The 19,444-nt window shown below is 72.6% G+C and carries 20 protein-coding genes; 10 read left to right on the top strand and 10 right to left on the bottom strand.

Features of this window, described 5'->3' with window-relative positions; all coding sequences use genetic code 11:
- Positions 1 to 142: 142 nt before the first annotated feature.
- Together V1634_RS18635 and V1634_RS18630 are read right to left on the bottom strand one after the other, a co-directional pair.
- The gene (locus V1634_RS18635; RefSeq protein WP_331209139.1) at positions 143 to 334 is read right to left on the bottom strand and encodes a DUF397 domain-containing protein; all 192 of its coding nucleotides are present in this window, start codon (positions 332 to 334) and stop codon (positions 143 to 145) included.
- Entirely contained in the window at positions 322 to 1,134 is an 813-nt protein-coding gene (locus V1634_RS18630; RefSeq protein ID WP_331209138.1) for a helix-turn-helix domain-containing protein, read from the bottom strand. The genes V1634_RS18635 and V1634_RS18630 overlap by 13 nt, the downstream gene beginning before the upstream one ends.
- A 550-nt stretch (positions 1,135 to 1,684) precedes the next feature.
- On the opposite strand from V1634_RS18630, the gene V1634_RS18625 reads away from it, so the two are divergent.
- On the top strand, positions 1,685 to 2,308 hold the full coding sequence (locus V1634_RS18625; RefSeq protein ID WP_331209177.1) for a mycothiol-dependent nitroreductase Rv2466c family protein: 624 nt from the start codon (positions 1,685 to 1,687) through the stop codon (positions 2,306 to 2,308).
- Here the strand turns inward: V1634_RS18625 and V1634_RS18620 are convergent.
- Positions 2,296 to 2,838, bottom strand: a complete 543-nt coding sequence (locus V1634_RS18620; RefSeq protein ID WP_331209137.1) for an NUDIX hydrolase — start codon at positions 2,836 to 2,838, stop codon at positions 2,296 to 2,298. The genes V1634_RS18625 and V1634_RS18620 overlap by 13 nt on opposite strands.
- Before the next feature lie 4 nt (positions 2,839 to 2,842).
- Positions 2,843 to 3,286: a phage tail protein gene (locus V1634_RS18615; RefSeq protein WP_331209136.1), complete on the bottom strand. Its 444-nt coding sequence runs from the start codon at positions 3,284 to 3,286 to the stop codon at positions 2,843 to 2,845.
- Positions 3,287 to 3,409: 123 nt separating this feature from the next.
- Here V1634_RS18615 and V1634_RS18610 point away from each other — a divergent pair, with 123 nt between their 5' ends.
- Positions 3,410 to 3,808, top strand: coding sequence for a TIGR03618 family F420-dependent PPOX class oxidoreductase (locus tag V1634_RS18610; protein WP_331209135.1), 399 nt, complete (start codon positions 3,410 to 3,412; stop codon positions 3,806 to 3,808).
- A 21-nt stretch (positions 3,809 to 3,829) separates the two neighbouring features.
- Here the strand turns inward: V1634_RS18610 and V1634_RS18605 are convergent, their stop codons facing one another.
- From V1634_RS18605 to V1634_RS18595, 3 genes are all read right to left on the bottom strand, one after another.
- Positions 3,830 to 6,202: a phosphoketolase family protein gene (locus tag V1634_RS18605; protein WP_331209134.1), complete on the bottom strand. Its 2,373-nt coding sequence runs from the start codon at positions 6,200 to 6,202 to the stop codon at positions 3,830 to 3,832.
- A gap of 62 nt (positions 6,203 to 6,264) precedes the next feature.
- On the bottom strand, positions 6,265 to 7,110 hold the full coding sequence (locus V1634_RS18600) for a universal stress protein (RefSeq protein ID WP_331209133.1): 846 nt from the start codon (positions 7,108 to 7,110) through the stop codon (positions 6,265 to 6,267).
- A gap of 133 nt (positions 7,111 to 7,243) precedes the next feature.
- The gene (locus tag V1634_RS18595) at positions 7,244 to 8,212 is read right to left on the bottom strand and encodes a PP2C family protein-serine/threonine phosphatase (protein WP_331209132.1); all 969 of its coding nucleotides are present in this window, start codon (positions 8,210 to 8,212) and stop codon (positions 7,244 to 7,246) included.
- Positions 8,213 to 8,354: 142 nt separating this feature from the next.
- Between V1634_RS18595 and V1634_RS18590 the strand changes: the two genes are divergently transcribed.
- From V1634_RS18590 to V1634_RS18560, 7 genes are all read left to right on the top strand, one after another.
- Positions 8,355 to 8,972, top strand: coding sequence for a bifunctional 4-hydroxy-2-oxoglutarate aldolase/2-dehydro-3-deoxy-phosphogluconate aldolase (locus tag V1634_RS18590; RefSeq protein ID WP_331209131.1), 618 nt, complete (start codon positions 8,355 to 8,357; stop codon positions 8,970 to 8,972).
- Positions 8,973 to 9,067: 95 nt separating this feature from the next.
- Positions 9,068 to 9,304 carry a helix-turn-helix domain-containing protein gene (locus V1634_RS18585; protein ID WP_331209130.1) on the top strand — a complete coding sequence of 79 codons (237 nt, stop codon included), beginning with the start codon at positions 9,068 to 9,070 and terminating at the stop codon, positions 9,302 to 9,304.
- Positions 9,301 to 9,885, top strand: a complete 585-nt coding sequence (locus V1634_RS18580; protein ID WP_331209129.1) for a Clp protease N-terminal domain-containing protein — start codon at positions 9,301 to 9,303, stop codon at positions 9,883 to 9,885. The genes V1634_RS18585 and V1634_RS18580 overlap by 4 nt, the downstream gene beginning before the upstream one ends.
- A 251-nt stretch (positions 9,886 to 10,136) precedes the next feature.
- Positions 10,137 to 11,078: a diacylglycerol/lipid kinase family protein gene (locus V1634_RS18575; protein WP_407951810.1), complete on the top strand. Its 942-nt coding sequence runs from the start codon at positions 10,137 to 10,139 to the stop codon at positions 11,076 to 11,078.
- Positions 11,075 to 12,166, top strand: a complete 1,092-nt coding sequence (locus V1634_RS18570; protein ID WP_331209128.1) for a YihY/virulence factor BrkB family protein — start codon at positions 11,075 to 11,077, stop codon at positions 12,164 to 12,166. Before V1634_RS18575 ends, V1634_RS18570 begins: the two co-directional genes overlap by 4 nt.
- A 62-nt stretch (positions 12,167 to 12,228) precedes the next feature.
- Positions 12,229 to 13,797 carry a phosphatase PAP2 family protein gene (locus V1634_RS18565; RefSeq protein ID WP_331209127.1) on the top strand — a complete coding sequence of 523 codons (1,569 nt, stop codon included), beginning with the start codon at positions 12,229 to 12,231 and terminating at the stop codon, positions 13,795 to 13,797.
- Between the two features lie 60 nt (positions 13,798 to 13,857).
- Positions 13,858 to 14,691: an endonuclease/exonuclease/phosphatase family protein gene (locus V1634_RS18560; RefSeq protein ID WP_331209126.1), complete on the top strand. Its 834-nt coding sequence runs from the start codon at positions 13,858 to 13,860 to the stop codon at positions 14,689 to 14,691.
- 16 nt (positions 14,692 to 14,707) lie between these two features.
- On the opposite strand, the gene V1634_RS18555 is transcribed toward V1634_RS18560, so the two are convergent.
- From V1634_RS18555 to V1634_RS18545, 3 genes are all read right to left on the bottom strand, one after another.
- Positions 14,708 to 15,379 (bottom strand): response regulator transcription factor, encoded by a 672-nt coding sequence (locus V1634_RS18555; protein WP_331209125.1) that lies wholly within the window; start codon positions 15,377 to 15,379, stop codon positions 14,708 to 14,710.
- A gap of 80 nt (positions 15,380 to 15,459) precedes the next feature.
- Positions 15,460 to 17,712: a sensor histidine kinase gene (locus V1634_RS18550; RefSeq protein WP_331209124.1), complete on the bottom strand. Its 2,253-nt coding sequence runs from the start codon at positions 17,710 to 17,712 to the stop codon at positions 15,460 to 15,462.
- Positions 17,713 to 17,739: 27 nt separating this feature from the next.
- The gene (locus tag V1634_RS18545; RefSeq protein ID WP_331209123.1) at positions 17,740 to 18,237 is read right to left on the bottom strand and encodes a hypothetical protein; all 498 of its coding nucleotides are present in this window, start codon (positions 18,235 to 18,237) and stop codon (positions 17,740 to 17,742) included.
- Positions 18,238 to 18,610: 373 nt separating this feature from the next.
- Between V1634_RS18545 and V1634_RS18540 the strand changes: the two genes are divergently transcribed.
- Positions 18,611 to 19,444: class III lanthionine synthetase LanKC N-terminal domain-containing protein (locus V1634_RS18540; RefSeq protein ID WP_456238620.1), on the top strand; the 834-nt coding region annotated here is incomplete at its 3' end.

The raw sequence follows: 19,444 nt of genomic DNA, 5'->3' as shown, positions 1-19,444 counted from the left end.
CCAGGTGCTCGACGGCGAGCTGGCTGAGCCGGATCGAACCCACCTGGTCAATTTGTTCAATGGCTGAATTATTTGGCTGTGCTACGCCACTGTCAAGACCTCGACGCAACCATCCGCGAGGTCGCCGGCCGTACTGCCGTCATCAGCGGGTGGCGGTGACCTGGACGAAGGCCCGCCACGCGCCCGGCGTGAAGCGGAGGGTGCCGGCCGCCCGGTCCTTGCTGTCCCGCACGAGTACGACCCCAGCCACGTTGTCCGCCACCTCGACGCAGTTGTTGCCGCTGGAGCCGCTCCGGCTGGAGGTACGCCAGCGCGCACCGCTCAGGGCGTCCATGGCCTCATCACATCCTTGATCAGCTCGACCGACTGCCAGGTGGGCAACGCCACGTTGCGCACACTCTCCCACCTTGCCAGAAGCGTCTCGACCTCCTCGATGCGGTCCGCCACGGTCCCACCGAGCTGGTTGTCCAAGAAACCGACCCAGCCGCCGTCGTCCGAGCGGGCCAGGATGAACGAGCCTTCGAGCCCGACATGGAGGCCGACGCGGGCCGGGATGACATGCACACTGACGTTCGGACGCTCGGCGCTAGCGATCAGATGATTGAGTTGCCCGGTCATTACCTGGGCGTAGCCGTCAGCGAACCGGTGCAGAGCTGACTCGTCGAGCACGGCGGTGAGTTGCGGTGGATGATTCCGATCCAGGATGGACTGCCGGGCCATCCGGGCGGCGACCAGCCTTTCCACCTCCTCCTCGGTGAGGGTGACGTCGTTTCGGATGACCGCCCGTGCGTAGTCCTCGGTCTGGAACAGTCCGGGGATCAGCATCGGCTCGAAGCATCTGAGCTGTGTGGCCGTGCGTTCGGCGTCGAGCCACGGCCGGAACCAGATCGGCTCGCCGTCCCGTTCGGCGAGTTTGAGTAGCGAGACGAAGAGGTTGCCGGTGCCGAACACGGCGTCGGCGCGGGCCAGATAGACCCGATCGAGGGGGCGCTGGCCCAACTCGACCGCCGACACCATCGACGCCGAGTAGTTCGACCGGCGGCCGTACTCGTCCTGGCTGAGCCCGGCGTTGCTGCGCATCAGGCGTAGCTGGGTGCGGATCAGGTCCGCCGTGGGCTGCTGTTCGCTCTCCACAGTCCCTCCACAATCCCTTTCTCGCCTCCACTGGACACGGTGTGTGACGACCGATGCGGCCACTGAAAAGCCGAGGCCACGGCCGACGCCTTCCGACAGTAGGGCAACCACAGCAGAGTGTCACCAGTGGAGCGAGAGAGGGGCCCTCGTGATGGCGGACGAACCAGATGCCGGTACCGACGGAGTCGAGTACTCCTCCCGCCGACGCGACCGCAGCACGGCGACCGACCGGCTCGGCTGGTCGCACCTGCCCCGGCGCCCGCTCTGGCTCTGCCGGGTCTGCGCCACCGACTGGCCCTGCCTGACCGCCCGTACCCTGCTGCCGCTGGACTACGTCGCCGACCCGGTCGGGCTGGCCGTCTTCCTCGCCGGCCTGATGCAGGAGGCGATGGCCGACCTGCACCGGCTGCACCCGAGCCGCCGTCCGGATCCGAAGCTCATGCACGCGCGCTTCCTCGGCTGGGCGGCGCCCCGGCTGCGCATCGCCCGGGACCGCCTCCGCCTAAGCTCCGAGGAGGGACGGCACGAGCAGACCTGGAAGGGGCACGGAATGCCGGAGACGATCGTCGCGGACTTCTGGTTCGACCCCTCCTGCCCGTACACCTGGACGACCTCGCGCTGGCTGCTGGAGGTGGCGAAGGTCCGGCCGGTCGAGCCGCGCTGGCACCTGATGAGCCTCTCGGTGCTCAACGAGGGCCGGGACGACGACCCGGAGGGCGACCCCGAGGGCTACCTCTGGGTTCCGGTGCGGATCTGTGCGGCCGTCCGGCAGCAGCACGGCCCGGAGGCGCTGGCCCGGCTCTACACCGCGATGTGGACCACCGCCCGGGGCGACGGGGACTGGCTCGGCGACCTGCACACCGCGCTGGACGCCGCCGGCCTGCCGCGCGAGCTGGTCGAGGCCGGCATGTCGACCGGGTACGACGACGCGGTGCGCGCCTCGCACGCCGAGGCGATCGCGCTGGTCGGCGAGCACGTCGGCACCCCGATCATCGCTGTCACCGGCACCGACGGTCGGCGGATCGCCTTCTTCGGCCCGGTCATCTCGCGGATCCCGACCGGCGAGCAGGCCGGCCGGCTCTGGGACGGCACCCTGCTGGTCGCCGGTGTGCCCGGCTTCCACGAGCTGAAAGGCGCCCCGCACGCCGAGCCGCAGCTCGACTATCCGGGCTGAGCGGGGCCGTCTCCCGCGCGGTCCCGCCGGCGGTCGAGCAGCCGGTGGTAGGCGGCCAGCCCGTCCGGCACCCACTCCCACTCGGTCAGCCGCCGGGCCAGCTCCTCTTCGGTGAGGAAAGCGTGCCAGGCCACCTCCTCGACCTGCGGGTCGACCGGGGTAGCGCAGCACACCTCGTAGACGGCGGACCACCAGGCGTGCTCGGGAGTCTCGTAGCGGAACCTGAACAGCGGGGTCGGCGCCGGCAGGCCGGTCACCCCCAACTCCTCCTCGGCCTCCCGCCGGGCCGCCTCGTCGTAGGACTCGCCGGCACCGACGACCCCGCCGACGAACATGTCGTAGTGGGACGGGAAGACGAGCTTCTGTGCGGTACGCCGGTGCACGAAGATACGCCCCGCCGGGTCGCGGGCCAGCACGAAGACGGCCCGGTGCCGCAGTCGCCGGGCGTACGCCTCGCCGCGCGGGGCCTGCCCGACCACCCGGTCCCGCTCGTCGACGATGTCCAGGATCTCGTCCGCCGACCGCGTCACGGGACTACTCCACCTCCACCGCCTCGTAGGTCAGCACCAGCTTCTCGGTGAGCACACCGGTACCGCCGCTGGTGATCGTACTGACCTCCAGGTGTTTCGGCGTGGCACCGACGAGCTTGTAGCGCTTGACCGGCGTACCCGAGGCGTCGAGGACGAGCACGGCGGCGGCCGACCCGCCCCCGTCGCCCCGACCCGCGCGGACGTCGGCGATCCAGCTCTCGAAGCTGTCGGCGCCGTCCCGCGGCCGGACGACGGTCAGTTCGCCCTCCCGGGGCCGGCCGGGCAGCGTGCGGACCACATATTCGCCGTCGGAGGCGCTCGACTTGAACTCGACGACGTCCTGGCCCAGGCGCAGCCCGGAGACCTCGGTGATCTGCGGTATCACTGTCCCGTCCACCTCCAGGGCGAACGAGTGGCCGACGGCGGAGTCCTGGTCCGGAAGTGGCATGTCTGCCTCCTCTGCGTGCCGGTGCCGGCGCGGGGAAGCACCGGCTGCCACCAGATAACCAAATCACCCGCTCCTGGTCAGCCTCCTTGCCGACGCTTCGCACCACCGGTGGAGGATGGAACCATGCCGATGGATCCTGACCGACGGGTGCGTGATCGTCTCGACCGGGACCGCAACGTCTGGCTCTGTACGCTCCGGCCGGACGGCAGCCCCCACGTCACGCCGGTGTGGTTCCTCTACCGCGAAGACACCTTCTGGGTCGGCAGCGCCGCGCGGAACAGGAAGGTACGCAACATCGACGCCGACCCCCGGGTCTCGCTCGCGCTGGAGAACGGCGACGCCCCGGTGGTGGCCGAGGGGCGGGCTACGGTACTCCGCGCGGACTTCCCGGCCGAGATCGTCTACGCGTTCCACGGCAAGTACGCCGGTTGGGACGTCACCGTGCCGGTGCCGGGGGAGGGTCGGCGCACCCTGCTGCGGATTCCGGTCACCCGCTGGCTGCTGGCCGGCCGTGCCCGATGATCTCCCCACTCCCGGGCCGGCTCAGCCCGGCCACTGCCACTGCGCGACCATCGGGTGGTCCTCGCCGCACCGTCGGGTGTGATCCCGGCACTCCTGCCGGGCGTCGATCATCGCCTGCCGCAGGTCGGCGGCCCGGACAGCCAGCCCGGGTACCCGGTCGATCACGTCCATGACCAGGTGGAACCGGTCGAGGTCGTTCAGCATCACCATGTCGAACGGCGTGGTGGTGGTGCCCTCCTCCTGGTAGCCCCGGACGTGCAGGTTGGCATGGTTGGTCCGGCGGTAGGCAAGCCGGTGGATCAACCAGGGATAGCCGTGGTAGGCGAAGATGACCGGCCGGTCCCGGGTGAAGAGCGTGTCGAACTGCGCGTCGGCCAGCCCGTGCGGGTGCACGCCCGCGGGTTGCAGACGCATCAGGTCCACGACATTGACCACCCGTACCTTCAGCTCGGGCAGGTGCTGCCGGAGCAGGTCGGCGGCGGCGAGCGTCTCCAGCGTCGGGACGTCGCCGGCACACCCGAGCACCACGTCCGGCTCGGCCCCGGCGTCGCTGCTGGCCCACTCCCAGATCCCGACCCCGCGCCGGCAGTGCAGCTCCGCCTGCTCCATCGGCAGCCAGTTCGGGGCGGCCTGCTTCCCCGAGATCACCACGTTGACGTAGTGCCGGCTGCGCAGGCAGTGGTCCATGGTGCAGAGCAGCGTGTTGGCGTCCGGCGGCAGGTAGACCCGGACGATCTCGGCCTTCTTGTTCGTGACGTGGTCGATGAAGCCCGGATCCTGGTGCGAGAAGCCGTTGTGGTCCTGCCGCCACACGTGACTGGAGAGCAGGTAGTTGAGCGAGGCGACCGGGCGGCGCCACGGGATGTCCCGGGTGACCTTGAGCCACTTGGCGTGCTGGTTGAGCATCGAGTCGACGATGTGGATGAACGCCTCGTAGCTGGTGAAGATGCCGTGCCGGCCGGTCAGCAGGTACGCCTCCAGCCAGCCCTGGCAGAGGTGTTCGGAGAGCACCTCCATCACCCGGCCGCCGGGGGAGAGGTGGTCGTCCCCGGGCTCGATCGTGCCCAGGAACGTCCGGTCGGTGACCTCGAAGACCGAGGCCAGCCCGTTCGACTCCACCTCGTCCGGGCCGAAGAGCCGGAACCGGTCCGGGTTCGCCGCGATGACGTCCCGGAGCCAGCCGCCGAGGACCCCGGTGGCACCGGTGGCCGGGCTGCCCGGTCGGTCCACCCCGACGGCATGCTCCCGGAAATCGGGCAGCACCAGGTCGCGGAGCAGGACGCCGCCGTTGGTGTGCGGGTTCGCGCTCATCCGCCGGTCGCCGCGCGGAGCCAACTCGGCCAGCGCCGGCAGCGGCGCGCCGGTCGCGTCGAAGAGCTCCTCCGGCCGGTACGACCGCAGCCAGCGCTCCAACTGGGCCAGGTGGTCGGGATTGTCGCGTACCCCCTCCAGCGGCACCTGGTGGGACCGGAACGTCCCGGCGACCTGCTCGCCGTCGACCTCACCCGGCCCGGTCCAGCCCTTCGGGGTCCGCAGCACCAGCATCGGCCAGCGTGGCCGCTGCACCGGCCCGCCGCGCCGGGCCCGCCGCTGGATCTCGGTGATCTCGTCCAGCGCCCGGTCCAGGCAGGCCGCCAACTCCCGGTGCACCCGGGCCGGCTCGTCCCCGGCCACCACGTACGGCCGGTAGCCGTAGCCGCCCAACACGTCCAGCAGGTCCTGCTCGGGCATCCGGGCCAGCACCGTCGGGTTGGCGATCTTGTAGCCGTTGAGGTGCAGGATCGGCAGCACCGCACCGTCCCGGACCGGATCGAGGAACATCGTGGAGAGCCAGCTCCCGGCCAGCGGACCGGTCTCCGCCTCGCCGTCACCGACGACACAGGCCACCAGCAGGTCCGGATTGTCGAACGCGGCCCCGTAGGCGTGCGCGAGCGAGTAGCCCAGCTCGCCGCCCTCGTGGATCGACCCCGGCACCTCGGCGGCGACATGGCTCGGGATCCCGCCCGGGAAGGAGAACTGCCGGAACAGCCGGGCCATTCCGGCCTCGTCCCGACTCACCGACGGGTACAGCTCGGAGAAGGTCCCCTCCAGCCAGGTGTTCGCGATGATCGCCGGAGCGCCGTGTCCCGGGCCGGTCACCAGCATCGCGTTCAGGTCGCGGGCCACGATCAGCCGGTTCAGGTGTACGTAGACCAGGTTCAGCCCCGGGTCCGTCCCCCAGTGGCCCAGCAGGCGCGGCTTGACGTGCTCCGGCCGCAGCGGCTCCCGCAGCAGCGGGTTCGCCAGCAGATAGATCTGCCCGGCGCTCAGATAGTTGGCGGCCCGCCAGTACGCGTCGATCCGGCCCAGTTCCTCGTCGGTCAGCCGAGGCTGCGGGTCCAGCGCAATTCCCATCATCCGAGCCTGCCCCGAGCCGGCCCGCCCCGGGACCGGAACGGCGATCTCGGCAGGCTCACTCACTCCTGGATGTACACCCCGTGCGCGCCGCGTACCACCACCACCGGCGAGGTCGAGTGGTAGAGCATCGCCTGACTGACCGAGCCGAGCATGCCGCGCCAGGGCTCGTCACCTCGGGCGCTGACCACCACGAGTTCGGCCCGGCGGGTCTCCTGGGCCAGCGTCGACTCCGGGTCGCCGGTCCGGACCTGCTGGTTGACCCGGACCGAGGGATACTTCCGCTGCCACGGCGCGACCGCCTCGGCGAGCTGCTCGACGACCTCGGGCGGCGGGGCGCCGTCCGTACCGTCCGGGTCGCAGACCTGCATCACGACCAGGTCGGTGCGGTGCCGCTCGGCGGTGTCGAAGGCGAAGTCGAGGGCGCTCAGCGAGCTGGCCGAGCCGTCCACCCCGACCAGCACCGGCCCGGTCAGCGGAAGCTGTTCCCGGGCGACCAGCACGCTGCATCCCGCCCGCGCGGCGAGCTGCACGGCGGTGGCGTCGGAGGGGGTCGGCACGTCGGAACCCGCCGACAGCCCGCCGTCGCCGATCACCAGCAACGCGGCGGAACCCGACTCCCGGAGCAGGGTGGTGATCACCGGTCCCTCGATGAGCGCGCAGGAGACCTCGACGCCCCGCTGGGCCTCGATCGCGACGGCGCCCGCCCGTTGCAGCAGCTCCTCGGCGGGGCGGCGGGGCTCCTCCGGCATCGGCTCCGACGGGTCCGCGACCCAGTTGAACGCGTGCACGATGCGCAGCGGGCGGGAGTGCAGGACCGCCTCGCGGGCCGCCAGCCGGACCGCCGTCATGCTCAGCCGGGAGTCGTCGACCCCGACCACGACCAGCGCGTCCTGTGGAGCGTTCACCGTCGTCCCGGGGTCATCCGGCCACCGGCCCGCCATCGGTTACCTGGGGTATCCCTCGCACCAGCAGAGAGTATCCGGACGGTACGGCGGTCGTCGGCGGATTCGGCCAGTACGGCCGGCGGGTGCCGGTCCGTCAGTGCTCGACCCGCAGTACGGCGGCGGTGGCGTTGTCCCGACCGCCCGCGACCAGGGTGTCGGCGAGTATTCCCCGGACCGTCTCGGCAAGGCTGCCGGTCGCGCCGAGCCGGCTGGCCAGGCGCTGGTAGTCGAGCTGTTCGGCGACCCCGTCGGTGCAGAGGCAGTAGACGTCGCCGGGCCGCAGCGTGACGTTGAGCAGGTCCGGCTCGGGCATGGCCGGGTGGCCCACGTAACGGGTGAGCTGGTAGCGGGCGGCCGCCGCCGCCGGCGAGTCCGCCGGGTACCAGCCGTAGACGGCACCGAGCCAGGCGGCCGTGTGGTCGACGGTGAGCAGTTCGAGCAGCCCGTCCCGCAGCCGGTACGCACGGGAGTCGCCGATCTGCACGAGCCAGCCGGCCAGCTCGGTCACGCCGACCGGGTCCGCTGCCGTACCCGCCGGGGCGGCACGGGCGATCGGCGCGGTACGCCGGGCCCCGCCCCCGTCGCCGCTGACGCCCGAGCCGGTCGGGGACGGTGCCTCGCCGACCGCGCCGCCGGCCGCCGGAGTCGGGCCGGCGTCGACCGGTCCGGTGGCCGGCGGGACGACGACCAGGCCGGTGAAGGTGCATCCGGTCAGCTCGTTCAGCTCGGCACCGGCCGCCCGGACCCGGGACTGTGCCCGGGCCATCGCGGCGCGGAGCTGACCGGGACCGACGTCGGGCGCTGCCGCGCGTACCCCGGCGACCATCGTCTCCATGGTGGTGCCACCGGCTACGGTGCTGCCCCGGCCGTCGCCCATCCCGTCGGCGACCGCCAGGAACGGCAGCACCGGATCGACGTGCAGTACGTCGAAGTTCGCCGAGTAGCGCTGACCCACCCGGCTGCCCCCGGCGACGGTGAGCCGGTGGCCGGCGAGCGGGTAGCTGCGGCTGACGTCGCCCTCGGCGGGCATCCGGTCCGGACCCGTCACAGGGCTTCGGTGCATGGCCGGGAGGTTAGCAGGATTTGCCAACTGACCAGGCGGTATATGCGAATCCCCGCAGATCTCCGCCACTGCCGGTTCTGTGCTGGTCCGGCCCGGTCCCGTTGTGCCGCGCGGGGGCGGGCTGGACTGCGAGGATGGGGCGGTGAACCTGCCCGACGTGCTGCGCCGGCACCGGCTGCTCGCCGTCGTGCGGGGGGACGATCCGGATGCGGCGCTGGCCAGCGTACTGGCGCTGGCGGAGGCGGGCATCGCACTGGTCGAGGTGTCGCTGACCTCCCGGGACGAGGCCGGGGTGCTGGTCCGGGCCCGGGCGGCGTTGGGGCCGGACGCGCCGCTGGGCGCCGGTACGGTGCTCACCGAGTCCGACGTGGTGCAGGCGGAGCAGGCCGGTGCGTCGTTCGTGGTGACGCCGGGGCTGGTGCCGGCGGTGGCCGAGGCGGTCCGGCTCGGGCTGCCCGCCCTGGTCGGTGCGCTGACCCCGACCGAGGTGGTCGCGGCCAGCCTGGCCGGGGCGGCCGCGGTGAAGCTCTTTCCGGCGTCGCTCGGCGGCCCGGCCTATCTCCGGGCGCTCCGGGAGCCGTTTCCGGACGTCCCGTTCGTGCCGTTCGGTGGGGTGGACGTCGAGTCGGCCCCGGAATACCTGTCGGCGGGTGCCGTCGCGGTGGGCGCCTCCGAGTCGCTGCTCGGTACGGCGCCCCAGGGTGGTGACCTGACCGCCCTCCGGCTCCGCGCCACGGCGTTCCGCGCCGCGCTCTCCTGAACGGCCCGCTCTGAGGTGTCCGGGGCATGGACCTCCGTCCGGGGTCGCGTCAACTGGGGTTGACAAGGATGGCACTGTCAACCTAAGTTGACAGCATGAGTCAGGCAACGGATCTGGCGGCGGCAGCCGGCAGCACCGATCCACGGATCGGGCTGCGTGCGGTGGTGGCCCTGCGCCGGTTGTTGGAACGCCTGGAGGTCGTCCAGGTCGACAACGCCCGGCGTCAGGGCTGGTCCTGGCAGGAGATCGCCGACGCACTCGAGGTCAGCAGGCAGGGAGTTCACAAGAAGCACGCCGGCCGGGCGTCGGCGCGTACCCAGGGAGGGGCATGATGTTCGAGCGGTTCACGGTGCAGGCCCGGGACGTGGTCCGGGGAGCGGTGGCGGCCCGCGAGCGGCTGGGCCACCGGAACGTCGGCACCGAGCACCTGCTGCTCGCCCTGCTGGACGCGGAGAAGAGTTCCGTCGCCGGGCTGCTCAACCAGGCCGGCGTGGATGCCGCGCGGGTGACCGAGGCGATCGACCGGAAGGTCGGCCGGGGCACCGACGAACTCGGCGACCGCGACGCGGAGGCGCTCCGCTCGATCGGCATCGACCTGGCGGCGGTCCGGTCCAAGCTTGAGGAGTCGTTCGGCGAGGGCGCCCTGGAGTCGCCGCCGGCCCGGTCGGCACGGCGGGGCCTCTTCGGCGGCTGGGACCTCTCCAACCGCTTCTCCGGCCGGGCGAAGAAGGTGCTGGAGCTGGCCCTGCGCGAGGCGGTCCAGCTCAGGCACCGGGAGATCGGCGCCGAGCACATCCTGCTCGGGCTGCTCCGCGAGGGTAACGGGCTGGCCGCACTGGTGCTGACCGAGGCCGGACTGGACCTCGCCGAGCTGCGCCGCCGTACCCTCGACTCCCTCCGCAGGGCCGCCTGACCGGCGCCGGCCGTTCGCCGGGTGCCCCCAAGCCGCCTGACCAGCCGGACCCGCTGGCGGCGTGCGCCGGGGCAAACCCGTCCGACATGCGCGATTGTTCACGTCCGTCCGGGTCGCTGACGGAGGCAAGCTGCTGCACACTGGCGGCCGTGAAGGCGCACGAGGAAAGCACGGACGGCGTCCCGGCGGGTCTCCGGACCGGCGGTGCCGGGGCTGCCCAGACCGGCGGTGCCGGCGGTCCCCGGTCGGCGGTGGTGGTCAACCCGGTGAAGCAGACCGACCTGGACGGGCTGCGTCGTACCGTCATCGACACGCTGTCGGCCGCCGGCTGGCCCGAACCGGCCTGGTTCAGCACCACAGTGGACGACCCGGGCGAGGGGCAGGCCCGGCAGGCGGTCGAGGCCGGCGCCGAGGTGCTCTTCGTCTGCGGCGGCGACGGCACCGTGATGTCCTGCGTCGGCGCCCTGGTCGGCACCGACGTGGCGATGGCCATCCTGCCGGCGGGCACCGGCAACCTGCTCGCCGCCAACCTCGGGCTCTCCGGCGACCTGGCCGCCGGGCTGGAGGTGGCGATCGAACAGGGTCGGCGGCGCATCGACGTCGGCGCCTGCGGGGACCAGTACTTCACCGTGATGGCCGGGATGGGCTTCGACGCGAAGATGCTCGAGGCCACCTCCGAGACCACCAAGGCCCGGGTCGGCTGGCCGGCGTACGTGATGGGGGCGCTGCGGCACCTGCGGGACCGGCCGATGCGGGTGTCGATCCAGATCGACGACCAGCCACCCCGGCGGCGCCGGGCCAAGACGGTCCTGGTGGCCAACGTCGGGCGGTTGCAGGGCGGGGTACGACTGCTCGTCGACGCCGAACCGGACGACGGCTACCTGGACGTCGCCGTGCTCACCCCCCGGACGCTCAACCACTGGCTCTCGCTCGGCTGGGCGGTGCTGCGGCGCCGCCGCCGGGTGCCCGGGATGGAGGTGCTGCGCGGCCGGCAGGTCACCATCACCAGCAACCGGGCGCAGCCGCGCGAGCTGGACGGGGACGTCATCCCCGCCGGCCGCACGCTGGAGGTGTCGGTGCGCCCGCAGGCGCTCCTGCTCTGCGTACCGAAGCCGGAGACCGAGCCGGACCTGGCGGTGGACGCCGACGCGGTCGCCGAACGGGGGGAGCGTCGGGTGGAGGAGGCGCAGTGAGCAGTACCCGGCTGGTTCCCGAGACCCGCTGCATGGCGGACGACGAACTCTCGGCCGACGACGCCTGGCACACCCTGCGCCGGCACGGTGGCTGGCACCTGGTCCGGGACGCCTTCATCCGGTTCCGCTACGGCGACGCGTTCAGCCACTCCCGGGCGTTCGCCCTGCAACTCTGCCTCGCCGTGGTGCCGTTCCTGATCGCGCTCGCCGGCCTGATCAGTGACCTCGGGGCGGACGAGGGCGGCCTGGTGGTCGCCGACACGGTGATCGCGCTGACCCCGGGCGCCAGCGACGCGGTGGTCAGGGAGCTGCTGGTCGACTCGGAGCAGACCGAGGACGCCGGCGAGCTGGCCCTGGCGCTCGGCCTGATCACCGGGCTGGTCGCGCTGACCACCACGATGGCCCAGGTGGAACGCGGGGCGAACCGGATCTACGGGGTGGAGCGGGACCGGCCGGCACTGTGGAAGTACGTCCGGGCCGCCGTCCTGGCACTCACCGCCGGGGCACCCGCGCTGGCCGGCTTCCTCATCCTGGTCGGCGGCGGCGAACTGGGCCGCTCGATGGCGCGGTACTACGACTGGTGGGGGCCGTCGGCCAGCCTCGCCTGGGACGTGCTGCGCTGGCCGTTGAGTCTCGGGCTGACCGTCTTCGCCGTCGCGGTGCTGTTCCGGCACGCGCCGCGCCGCCGGCAGCCGGGCCTGTCCTGGCTGCTCTTCGGCGCCGGGTTCAGCATCGCGCTGTGGTGGCTGGCCAGCATCCTGCTCGCCGGCTACGTGTCGTACAGCGACGCGTTCGGCGCCACCTACGGCGCGCTGACCGGGATGATGGCACTGCTGCTCTGGGCCAACCTGACCGGCATAGCGCTCTTCGGCGGCCTCGCCTTCGCCGCCCAGTTGGAGGCGCTGCGGATCGGCGAACAGGAGCCGGCCGAGCCGGACCGCTGGGAGCCCGACCGGACCGACCCGGGGGAGGCCGGTACAGGCGTCGATCCGGCGGAGCGGCTCGGCCGGACCCTGCCCGGGCCACGGGCCACCGCAGGGCGGGTGGCCGACCCGGTCGGCTCCGGCACGGAGCCGCGCGACGGCTGACGGGTGTACGCCGCCCGCGCCGCGGGTACCGGGCAGGCCAGAACCGAGAAGGGAGTTCTGGCGTGGCGACGGTCAGCGAACAGTTACGGCGACCTCTCGGACACTTCGCCGAACGCAGCCTGGCCGGGCTCGCCCTGGTCGCCGGCACCGGTGCCGGTTTCGGCGTGCTGCTGCTGCTGGTCCGGTTCCACTGGGAGCCGCTGCACCGGGCCGACCACGGCACGGCGGCCTGGTTCAACGAGGTGGTCTCGGCCAACGACGGCCTGGTCACCGTACTCCGGGCGATCACCTCGCTGGGCGGCCGACCGATCATGCTCTGGCTGGTCACCATCGCGGTGGTGGGCCTGCTGATCCGCCGGCAGGGCCGGCTCGCGGTCTACCTGATCGTCACCGGTCTCGGCGCGCTGGTGCTCGACCCGTCGCTGAAGGAACTGGTCGGCCGGCTCCGTCCGGTGGTCGACATCCCGGTCGCCTCGGCGCCGGGCAACAGCTTCCCCAGCGGGCACGCCCTCGGGTCGATGGTCGCCTACGGCGCCCTGCTGCTGGTCTTCCTGCCCGCGATGCGACGCGGGTGGCGCCGGGCGGCGGTCGGGTTCGTCGTCGCGGTGGTACTCGCGGTCGGGGTGACCCGGATCGCGCTCGGCGTGCACTACCTCTCCGACGTCCTCGCCGGCTGGCTGCTCGGCCTCGCCTGGCTGGGCGTCACCGCGTACGCCTTCCGGCTGTGGCGCCGCGAGCGGGGTCGCCCGGTCCGGCCGCTGGCCGAGGGGCTGGAGCCGGAGGCGGGTCGGGAGATCAGCCCGGCACCGGCCGAGGACCACCTGCTGCCGCACCCCCGGGCGGCCGTCGCCGAGGTACTCACCGGCTGGGTGCTGGTCTTCGGCGCCCTGTACGCCTTCGGCATGCTGGTCAGCTATTACTCGAAGGGCAGCTTCGTCGAGACCCTCGACCGGGAGGTGCCGGAGTGGTTCGCCGCGCACCGGACCGAATCCCTCAACGACCTCAGCTACCTGGCGAGCAAGGCGGGCGACACCCACGCCATCCTGCTGGTCTCGCTGGTCTTCTGCCCGCTGGCGTTGGCCTTCTGGCGGCGCTGGCGGCCGGTGCTCTTCCTCGCGTTGACCATGTTCGGCGAGCTGACCCTCTTCCTGGCGTCGGCCCGGGCGGTGAACCGGCCCCGCCCCCCGGTCGAGCACCTGGACGGCCACCTGCCGACCGCGTCCTTCCCGTCCGGGCACATCGCGGCGACCATGTGCCTGTGGGTGGCGATCGCCCTGCTGGTGATGCCGCGCACCGATCGGTGGTGGCGCTGGCTGACCGTACTGGCCGCCGTCGTCATGCCGCTGGCGGTGGCCACCTCCCGGATGTACCGGGGGATGCACCATCCGAGTGACTTCGCCGGGGCCACGCTGCTCACCGCGCTCTGGATCGGCCTGCTCTGGCTGGTGGTGCGCCCCAACGCGGAACTCTCCGAGGACAGCCGGCGGCAGGGCGGCGACGGTGCCGGTACGGGGCCGGCCGGGTCGAGCCGCCCGACCGGCGGGACGCGGACGGCGGAGACCGCGCCGGGCAGCCCGGCCGACCTGTCGAGCCTCGACGACGAACTGGCCCGGGCGGCCCGGCCGGACTGAGGCCGGCGGCCACCCGGAGCCGGACGGGAACGAGGACGGGGGTGCGGCCGGGTGCGGGCGATGACCTACAACATCAGGAACGGCGGGCGCGACGGCGCCGACCCGGGCCGGCTCGACCGGATAGTCCAGGTCGTCGCCGAACAGCGGCCGGACGTCCTGGCGTTGCAGGAACTCCGGGGCCTGCGCCGGGACCGCGACCGGCTCGACACGGTGGCGCGGCGGCTCGGCATGCGGGCGTACCTGGCCGGTGGATGGTTCGGGCAGCCGGTGGCGATCCTGGTGCGGCCGCCGGTCGAGGCGGTTGCGGCGGCGTCGGTCCGCCGGCCGTTCCACCACGGGGCGCAGCGGGTCGTACTGGCGACCGACCGGGGGCCGCTGACCGTGCTCGGCACGCACCTGCATCCGTACTCCGGACGGCGCCGGCTGCGTGAGGCCGGCTGGCTGGTCGGCGCGGCCGGTCGGGGCGGACCGGACCGGAGGCCCTTACCGGAGCGGCTGGTCCTGCTGATGGGTGACCTGAACACGCTCGACCCGCTCGACCGGCACGACGAGCGGATCGGCCGGCTGTTGCCGGAATATCGGGGACGGCACCTGATGCCGGACGGGGTGACCGTGGACAGCCGGGCGGTCGCCGCGCTGTACCGGGCGGGTTTCGTGGACCTGTTCCGGCCGCAGGGTCCCGGCACGCCGACGGACCGGGCGGAGCCGCCGCAGACCGTACCGACCGGCGCGGGCGGCGGGGTGGAGTTCACCGCGATGCGACTGGACTACCTGCTCGGCACGCCGCCGCTGGCCCGGTTGGCCCACCACCCTCGGGTGGTCACCGGTGGAGCCGCGGAATCCGCGTCGGACCACTACCCGGTCACCGTCGAGTTCGACCTGCACCCGCGCTGAGCACCACGGGGACGGCTCAGGTGCCGAGTCCGACGTCGCGGGCGAGCAGGGCCGCCTGGACCCGGTCCGCGACACCCAGCTTCGCGAAGATCGCAGAGAGCTGGTTGCGTACCGTCTTCTCGCTGAGCCCGAAGTGACGGGCGATCTTGGCGTTGGTGTCGCCGAAGGCGAGCCGACCGAGGATGTCCCGCTCCCTGGCGGTGAGCTGGTTGAACGGGGCGGGCAGCTCGACCGGCCCCCGGTTGAGGGTGGTCAGCACCGACGGCCCGATGCCCGGCCCCAGCACGACACCGCCCTGCGCGACCGTACGCAGCGCGTCGATGACGGCGTCCGGATCCGTGTCCTTGAGCACGTAGCCCCGGGCACCCGCCCGCAGCGCCCGAGCCACGATCTCCTCGTCGTTGGCCATCGTCAGCATCAGCACCTTGGTCTCCGGGCAGGACTGGACGATCCGGGCGGTGGCGTCGACACCGTCGCCGTCCGGCAGCGTCACGTCCATCGCGATCACCTCGACCCGCTCGCTGACCGCGGTGCTGATCGCCTCGGCGGTGGTCGCCGCCTCGAAGACCTCACTCACCCAAGCCTCGCCCTCGAGCATGGTGCGCAGCCCTCGGCGCACCACCGGGTGGTCGTCGACGATGAGGATCCGTCCACCGTGCACCATGCTCGTCGCCGCCTCTGCCCGCACACCGCGTCCTGTGCGCTGCCAGCGGCCGGCAGAATGGCACCGCGGAGCCGGGCTGCGCATCGCGGGTTCAGCGTAGCGGGCTAGCCGGTCCGGCCCGCGTCACTGTCCGGACTCTGGTTGCTGGCGGCCTGCGGGGCTGTGCCGGCGGGCTGTGCCGGGGCACTCCTCGGCTGCGGCACATCCGACTCCGAGCCGGTGTCGACGGACCGGTGGGCGACTCCCCAGCAGCCGTCCGGGCCACCGGAACCGGGATCGGGCCCGTCGTCGCCACCCTTACGGCCGGCAGCGGCGGCATCTACGGCCGGTACCTCGGTGGCCGCTCGTCCGAGAGTGCCGGGGCTGTCCTGTGCCGTCGTACCCGTCGCCTGGTCGGGTACGGTCGCCTGGAACGGCAGACGCACCCGGATGGACGTACCATGTGGACTGCTCGGGGTGATGTCGAATTCGCCGCCGAGTTCGGTGGCCCGTTCCCGCATCGAGTCGAGGCCGACCCCACCGGGCCGGCGCGGGCCTAGCCCCACCCCGTCGTCCACGATCTCCACCGTCAGCGCCCGGTCCCGATGCACGTTCACCCGGCAGGTGCTGGCCCGGGAGTGTCGGGTCACGTTGTTCAGCGCCTCGGCGACGATCCGGTACGCGGCCACCTCGATCGCCGCCGGCAGCCCCTGGAGGTTCCCGTCGACCTGCAACCGCACCGAGAGGGTCGGGGTGTCGAACCGGGCGCACTCGTTGCGCAGCGCGGCGGCGAGCCCCCGGTCCAGCGCCGGCGGCCGGAGCTGGTCGACGAGCTGGCGTACCTCGGCGGTGCAGGTCTGCAGGTCCGCGGTGAGCGCGTCGAGGATCCGACCGGTGCGGGGCTGCCCGGCGACGAGCTTGTGCGCCGCCCGGACCTGCATGGCCATCCCGGCCAGCGTCGGGCCGAGCCCGTCGTGCAGGTCGCGGCGGAGCCGCCGACGCTCCTCCTCGCGGGCGGTGATCAGCCGCTCCCGCGACTCCTGGAGGTCGTGGATGAGCCGGACGGCGTCGGCCGCCACGGCCGCGTGCAACGCCAGATCGCCCAGGAGCCGCCGTTCCACCGGGGTGAACCGGCTCGCCGCGCTCCGGTTGGCGACCAGCAGCCGGCCGACCCGTTCCCCCCGGGTCACCATGTCGAACGCCTCGACCGGGGTGTTCGCGGTGCCGTGCGCGGCGAGGACCCGCGGCCCCTCCCGCCCCTCGACCTCCACCGCGACGTGCGGCACCCGCAGCGACCGCGCGATGGTGTCGGTCAGCAGCGGCAGCACCGCGCCGGGCTCGACGGTACGGCCGAGCAGTTCGCCGAGCCGGGCCATCACCTGGTACGGGTCGTCCCGGTCGCCGTAGAGCAGCCGGTTGACCCCTCGCTGCACCCGGCCCCGGGCCGGCTCGAAGGCGACCGCGATCAGCCCGGTCGCGACCAGCGAGGCGTTCGAGGTGCTGCCCGCCATCAGCAGGTCGCGCAGCAGGGTGATCAGCCCGACGAACGCGGCGATCACCAGCAGGCTCATCACCAGCCAGACGATGGTCCGGTTGATGACCTGGTCCAGCCCGTACAGCCGGTAGCGCAGCACGGCGACGGCCATTCCGATCGGTAGCGCCACGACCATGATCACCCACGACCCGGGCAGGTTGATGGTCTCCAGGACGAGGCCGAGCAGCAGCAGGATGGCGGAGGCCAGCAGACAGGCCAACTGGGCTCGTGTCTCACCGTCGGCCCGGCGCCAACGCAACAGTACCGAGACGAGCACCCCGACCATCGCGGCCACCGTCACCGCGATCGCGATCGCCATGACCAGGACGAGTGTCCGGGCCCGCTGCGTCGGCGCCGCCCCCGCGACGCTGATCAGGCTGTACGGGTCGTCCAGAGCGGCCACCGCACCGGCGAGCGCGGCGACGACCGTGCCGAGCACGATCACCACTGCCAGCGGTCGCCACCGCGGTGACGGCAGCCGCCCGTCCGGGAAGACCAGTAGCGCGAGGAAGATCAGTCCGTACGGTGGCCACCATGCCCACTGGCTGAGCCAGGCCAGCGGCAGCACGTTCCCCCAGCTCTCCGCGAGCACGGCCACGCTCGCCGCCCCCCCGGCGGCGAGCATGAGCCGGCCCACGAGATGCCCGGGTATCCCGAGCAGGATCAACGCGCCCATCGTGGTGAACGCGACGGCGATCACCGCGACTTCTCCGGTGAGCTGGACCGTCGTCTCGCCGGCGTTGACCAACTGTCCGGTCACCGCGAGTGCGACGACTACGGCTGCCCCGACCAGTCCACTGACCCGGCCTACGGGCCACTGCCTGGTGCCCTCGGTGGACGTCACCCCGTCTACCCCTGTCCGATCAAGCTTTCAGTGTGTCCAGCCGGCGGCGTGCAGGGTGTTGTGGAACCACCCGCCCTGGTTCATCAGCCGGATGCCGCCGGAGGGCGAGTCGCCACCCGGGAAGTGCGCGGCGTCCTGGGCCAGCGTGCCGCCGCCGAGCTGCGGCAGCGCGGCGATCGCCTCGTCCACGGTCAGCCCGGAGTCGGCGACGATCTCCGGGTGCCGGCGGATGTAGTCGCCGACGTGCTGGACGACGGCCTGTAGCCGGCCCTGGATCAGCTCCGGGTCGGGATCCTCCAGCGTCGGCACCAGCCCCTCCAACTCCCAGGCGTGGCTGAATACCGGCGCGAGCCGACGGCCCGCCTTGTCGAAGAACTCAAGGCCGCCCTGGGCCTTGGCGCCGATGTCCTTCTCGCTCAGCATCTCCGCGACGCTGCCGTAGGCGTGCGCGAAGCTGTTGTCGCTGGCGATGACGATCGGTTCGATCTCCGTACGGCGAACCGGGCCAATCGGCTTAGCGGTCATGACACTCCCCTCGTAATCCAATCTCGACGGTTCTCGGCGCTGGTGGGTGACGGTCCTCCGCAGCCTAGGCCCGCTGTTCAACGGGGCGCGGAACGGTCCGTCGACTGACGCATCATGTCCCGTCGGCGGTCCCGCAGGCCCGGGACCGGTGTCCCAGTCCACTCGGGAAAATCCGGCGTGTCTTCGTACGGTCCGGTACCCGACCGGATCTGGTCGACGACTCTCCGCCCGGAGCCGCCGGTCCGGGGCCCGGCCGGCGGTACTCGATGTCGGGTCGATGCCGACTCGATGCGCCGTACCGGCACTCTCGTCGGCGGTGCCAGCCGCCACTCACCACGGCCGGCACTTCACCGATCGCCAACCGGGGAGACCTATGACGCCCGAGTCGTCGGCAACCGCGAGCCGGAGTTCCGGCCTCGCCATGCCGCTGCGCGGGCGGACCTCGGCTCCCACCCGCCATGCGGCCTGGTCCGGGCAACCCGAGCCGGCCGACCTGATCGTCGAGCTGCTGGACCGGATCAGCCTCGCCGGCTGGACCGTGCGGCAACGGGCCGGGCGGACCGTGGTCACCCCGGCGCTGCCGGTCAACCGCCTGCAGGGCTGGAAGCTGCACGTCTCGGCAACGCCCGGGAACGCGCCGCTGGTGCTCGCGGCGTGCGCGCCGGTGCTGGTCGAGACCGGTACCGAATTCAGCTTCGTCGCCACCACGGCGGGACTCGCCGAACTCAACGCTCCCCGGGCACCGAGGGCCGGGGCCGGAAAGTTCCTCACCGTGCACCCCGCGACCGACGAACTCTTCCGGGAACTGGCGCGACGTCTCGACGAGGCGACCGCCGGCTACGTGGGGCCGGCCGTCCTCTCCGACCGGCCGTACCAGTGGGGCGGGGTGGTGCACTACCGCTACGGCGCCTTCGGCGGGGTCGGCGTACTGGACGACGACGGCCGGTACCGGCGCTGCCTGGTCGATCCGGAGGGCAACCTGGTCGAGGACCGGTGCGAGCCGGTCTTCCGGCCACCGGCCTGGGCCGAACCGCCGTTCGACTCCGCGCCGGGGCGACCGGCCCCGGCGGTGCCCGGGGGACCGGCGTGGCCAACCGGCCCGGCCGGGTCCAGTTGGTCGGTCGCGTCGATGCAGGTCTTGGGGACGTCCAGCGCCGAACCGGTCACCGGTTCGGCGGGGACGGCCGGGTCCGTGGGGGGCGGACCG

Origin of the sequence: Plantactinospora veratri (assembly GCF_036421995.1) — a bacterium.
Lineage (GTDB): Bacteria > Actinomycetota > Actinomycetes > Mycobacteriales > Micromonosporaceae > Plantactinospora > Plantactinospora veratri.
Note: the sequence above shows the minus strand (reverse complement) of the source record. Positions and strands in the feature narration are given on the sequence as shown.

Excerpts from the sequence above, each read along its gene's own strand:
- V1634_RS18605 (WP_331209134.1), bottom strand. The coding sequence starts at position 6,202 with ATGGGAATTGCGCTGGACCCGCAGCCTCGGCTGACCGACGAGGAACTG.
- V1634_RS18545 (WP_331209123.1), bottom strand. The coding sequence starts at position 18,237 with ATGACCGCTAAGCCGATTGGCCCGGTTCGCCGTACGGAGATCGAACCG.
- V1634_RS18635 (WP_331209139.1), bottom strand. The coding sequence starts at position 334 with ATGGACGCCCTGAGCGGTGCGCGCTGGCGTACCTCCAGCCGGAGCGGC.
- V1634_RS18625 (WP_331209177.1), top strand. The coding sequence starts at position 1,685 with ATGCCGGAGACGATCGTCGCGGACTTCTGGTTCGACCCCTCCTGCCCG.
- V1634_RS18585 (WP_331209130.1), top strand. The coding sequence starts at position 9,068 with ATGAGTCAGGCAACGGATCTGGCGGCGGCAGCCGGCAGCACCGATCCA.
- V1634_RS18580 (WP_331209129.1), top strand. The coding sequence starts at position 9,301 with ATGATGTTCGAGCGGTTCACGGTGCAGGCCCGGGACGTGGTCCGGGGA.
- V1634_RS18595 (WP_331209132.1), bottom strand. The coding sequence starts at position 8,212 with ATGCACCGAAGCCCTGTGACGGGTCCGGACCGGATGCCCGCCGAGGGC.
- V1634_RS18560 (WP_331209126.1), top strand. The coding sequence starts at position 13,858 with ATGACCTACAACATCAGGAACGGCGGGCGCGACGGCGCCGACCCGGGC.
- V1634_RS18610 (WP_331209135.1), top strand. The coding sequence starts at position 3,410 with ATGCCGATGGATCCTGACCGACGGGTGCGTGATCGTCTCGACCGGGAC.
- V1634_RS18615 (WP_331209136.1), bottom strand. The coding sequence starts at position 3,286 with ATGCCACTTCCGGACCAGGACTCCGCCGTCGGCCACTCGTTCGCCCTG.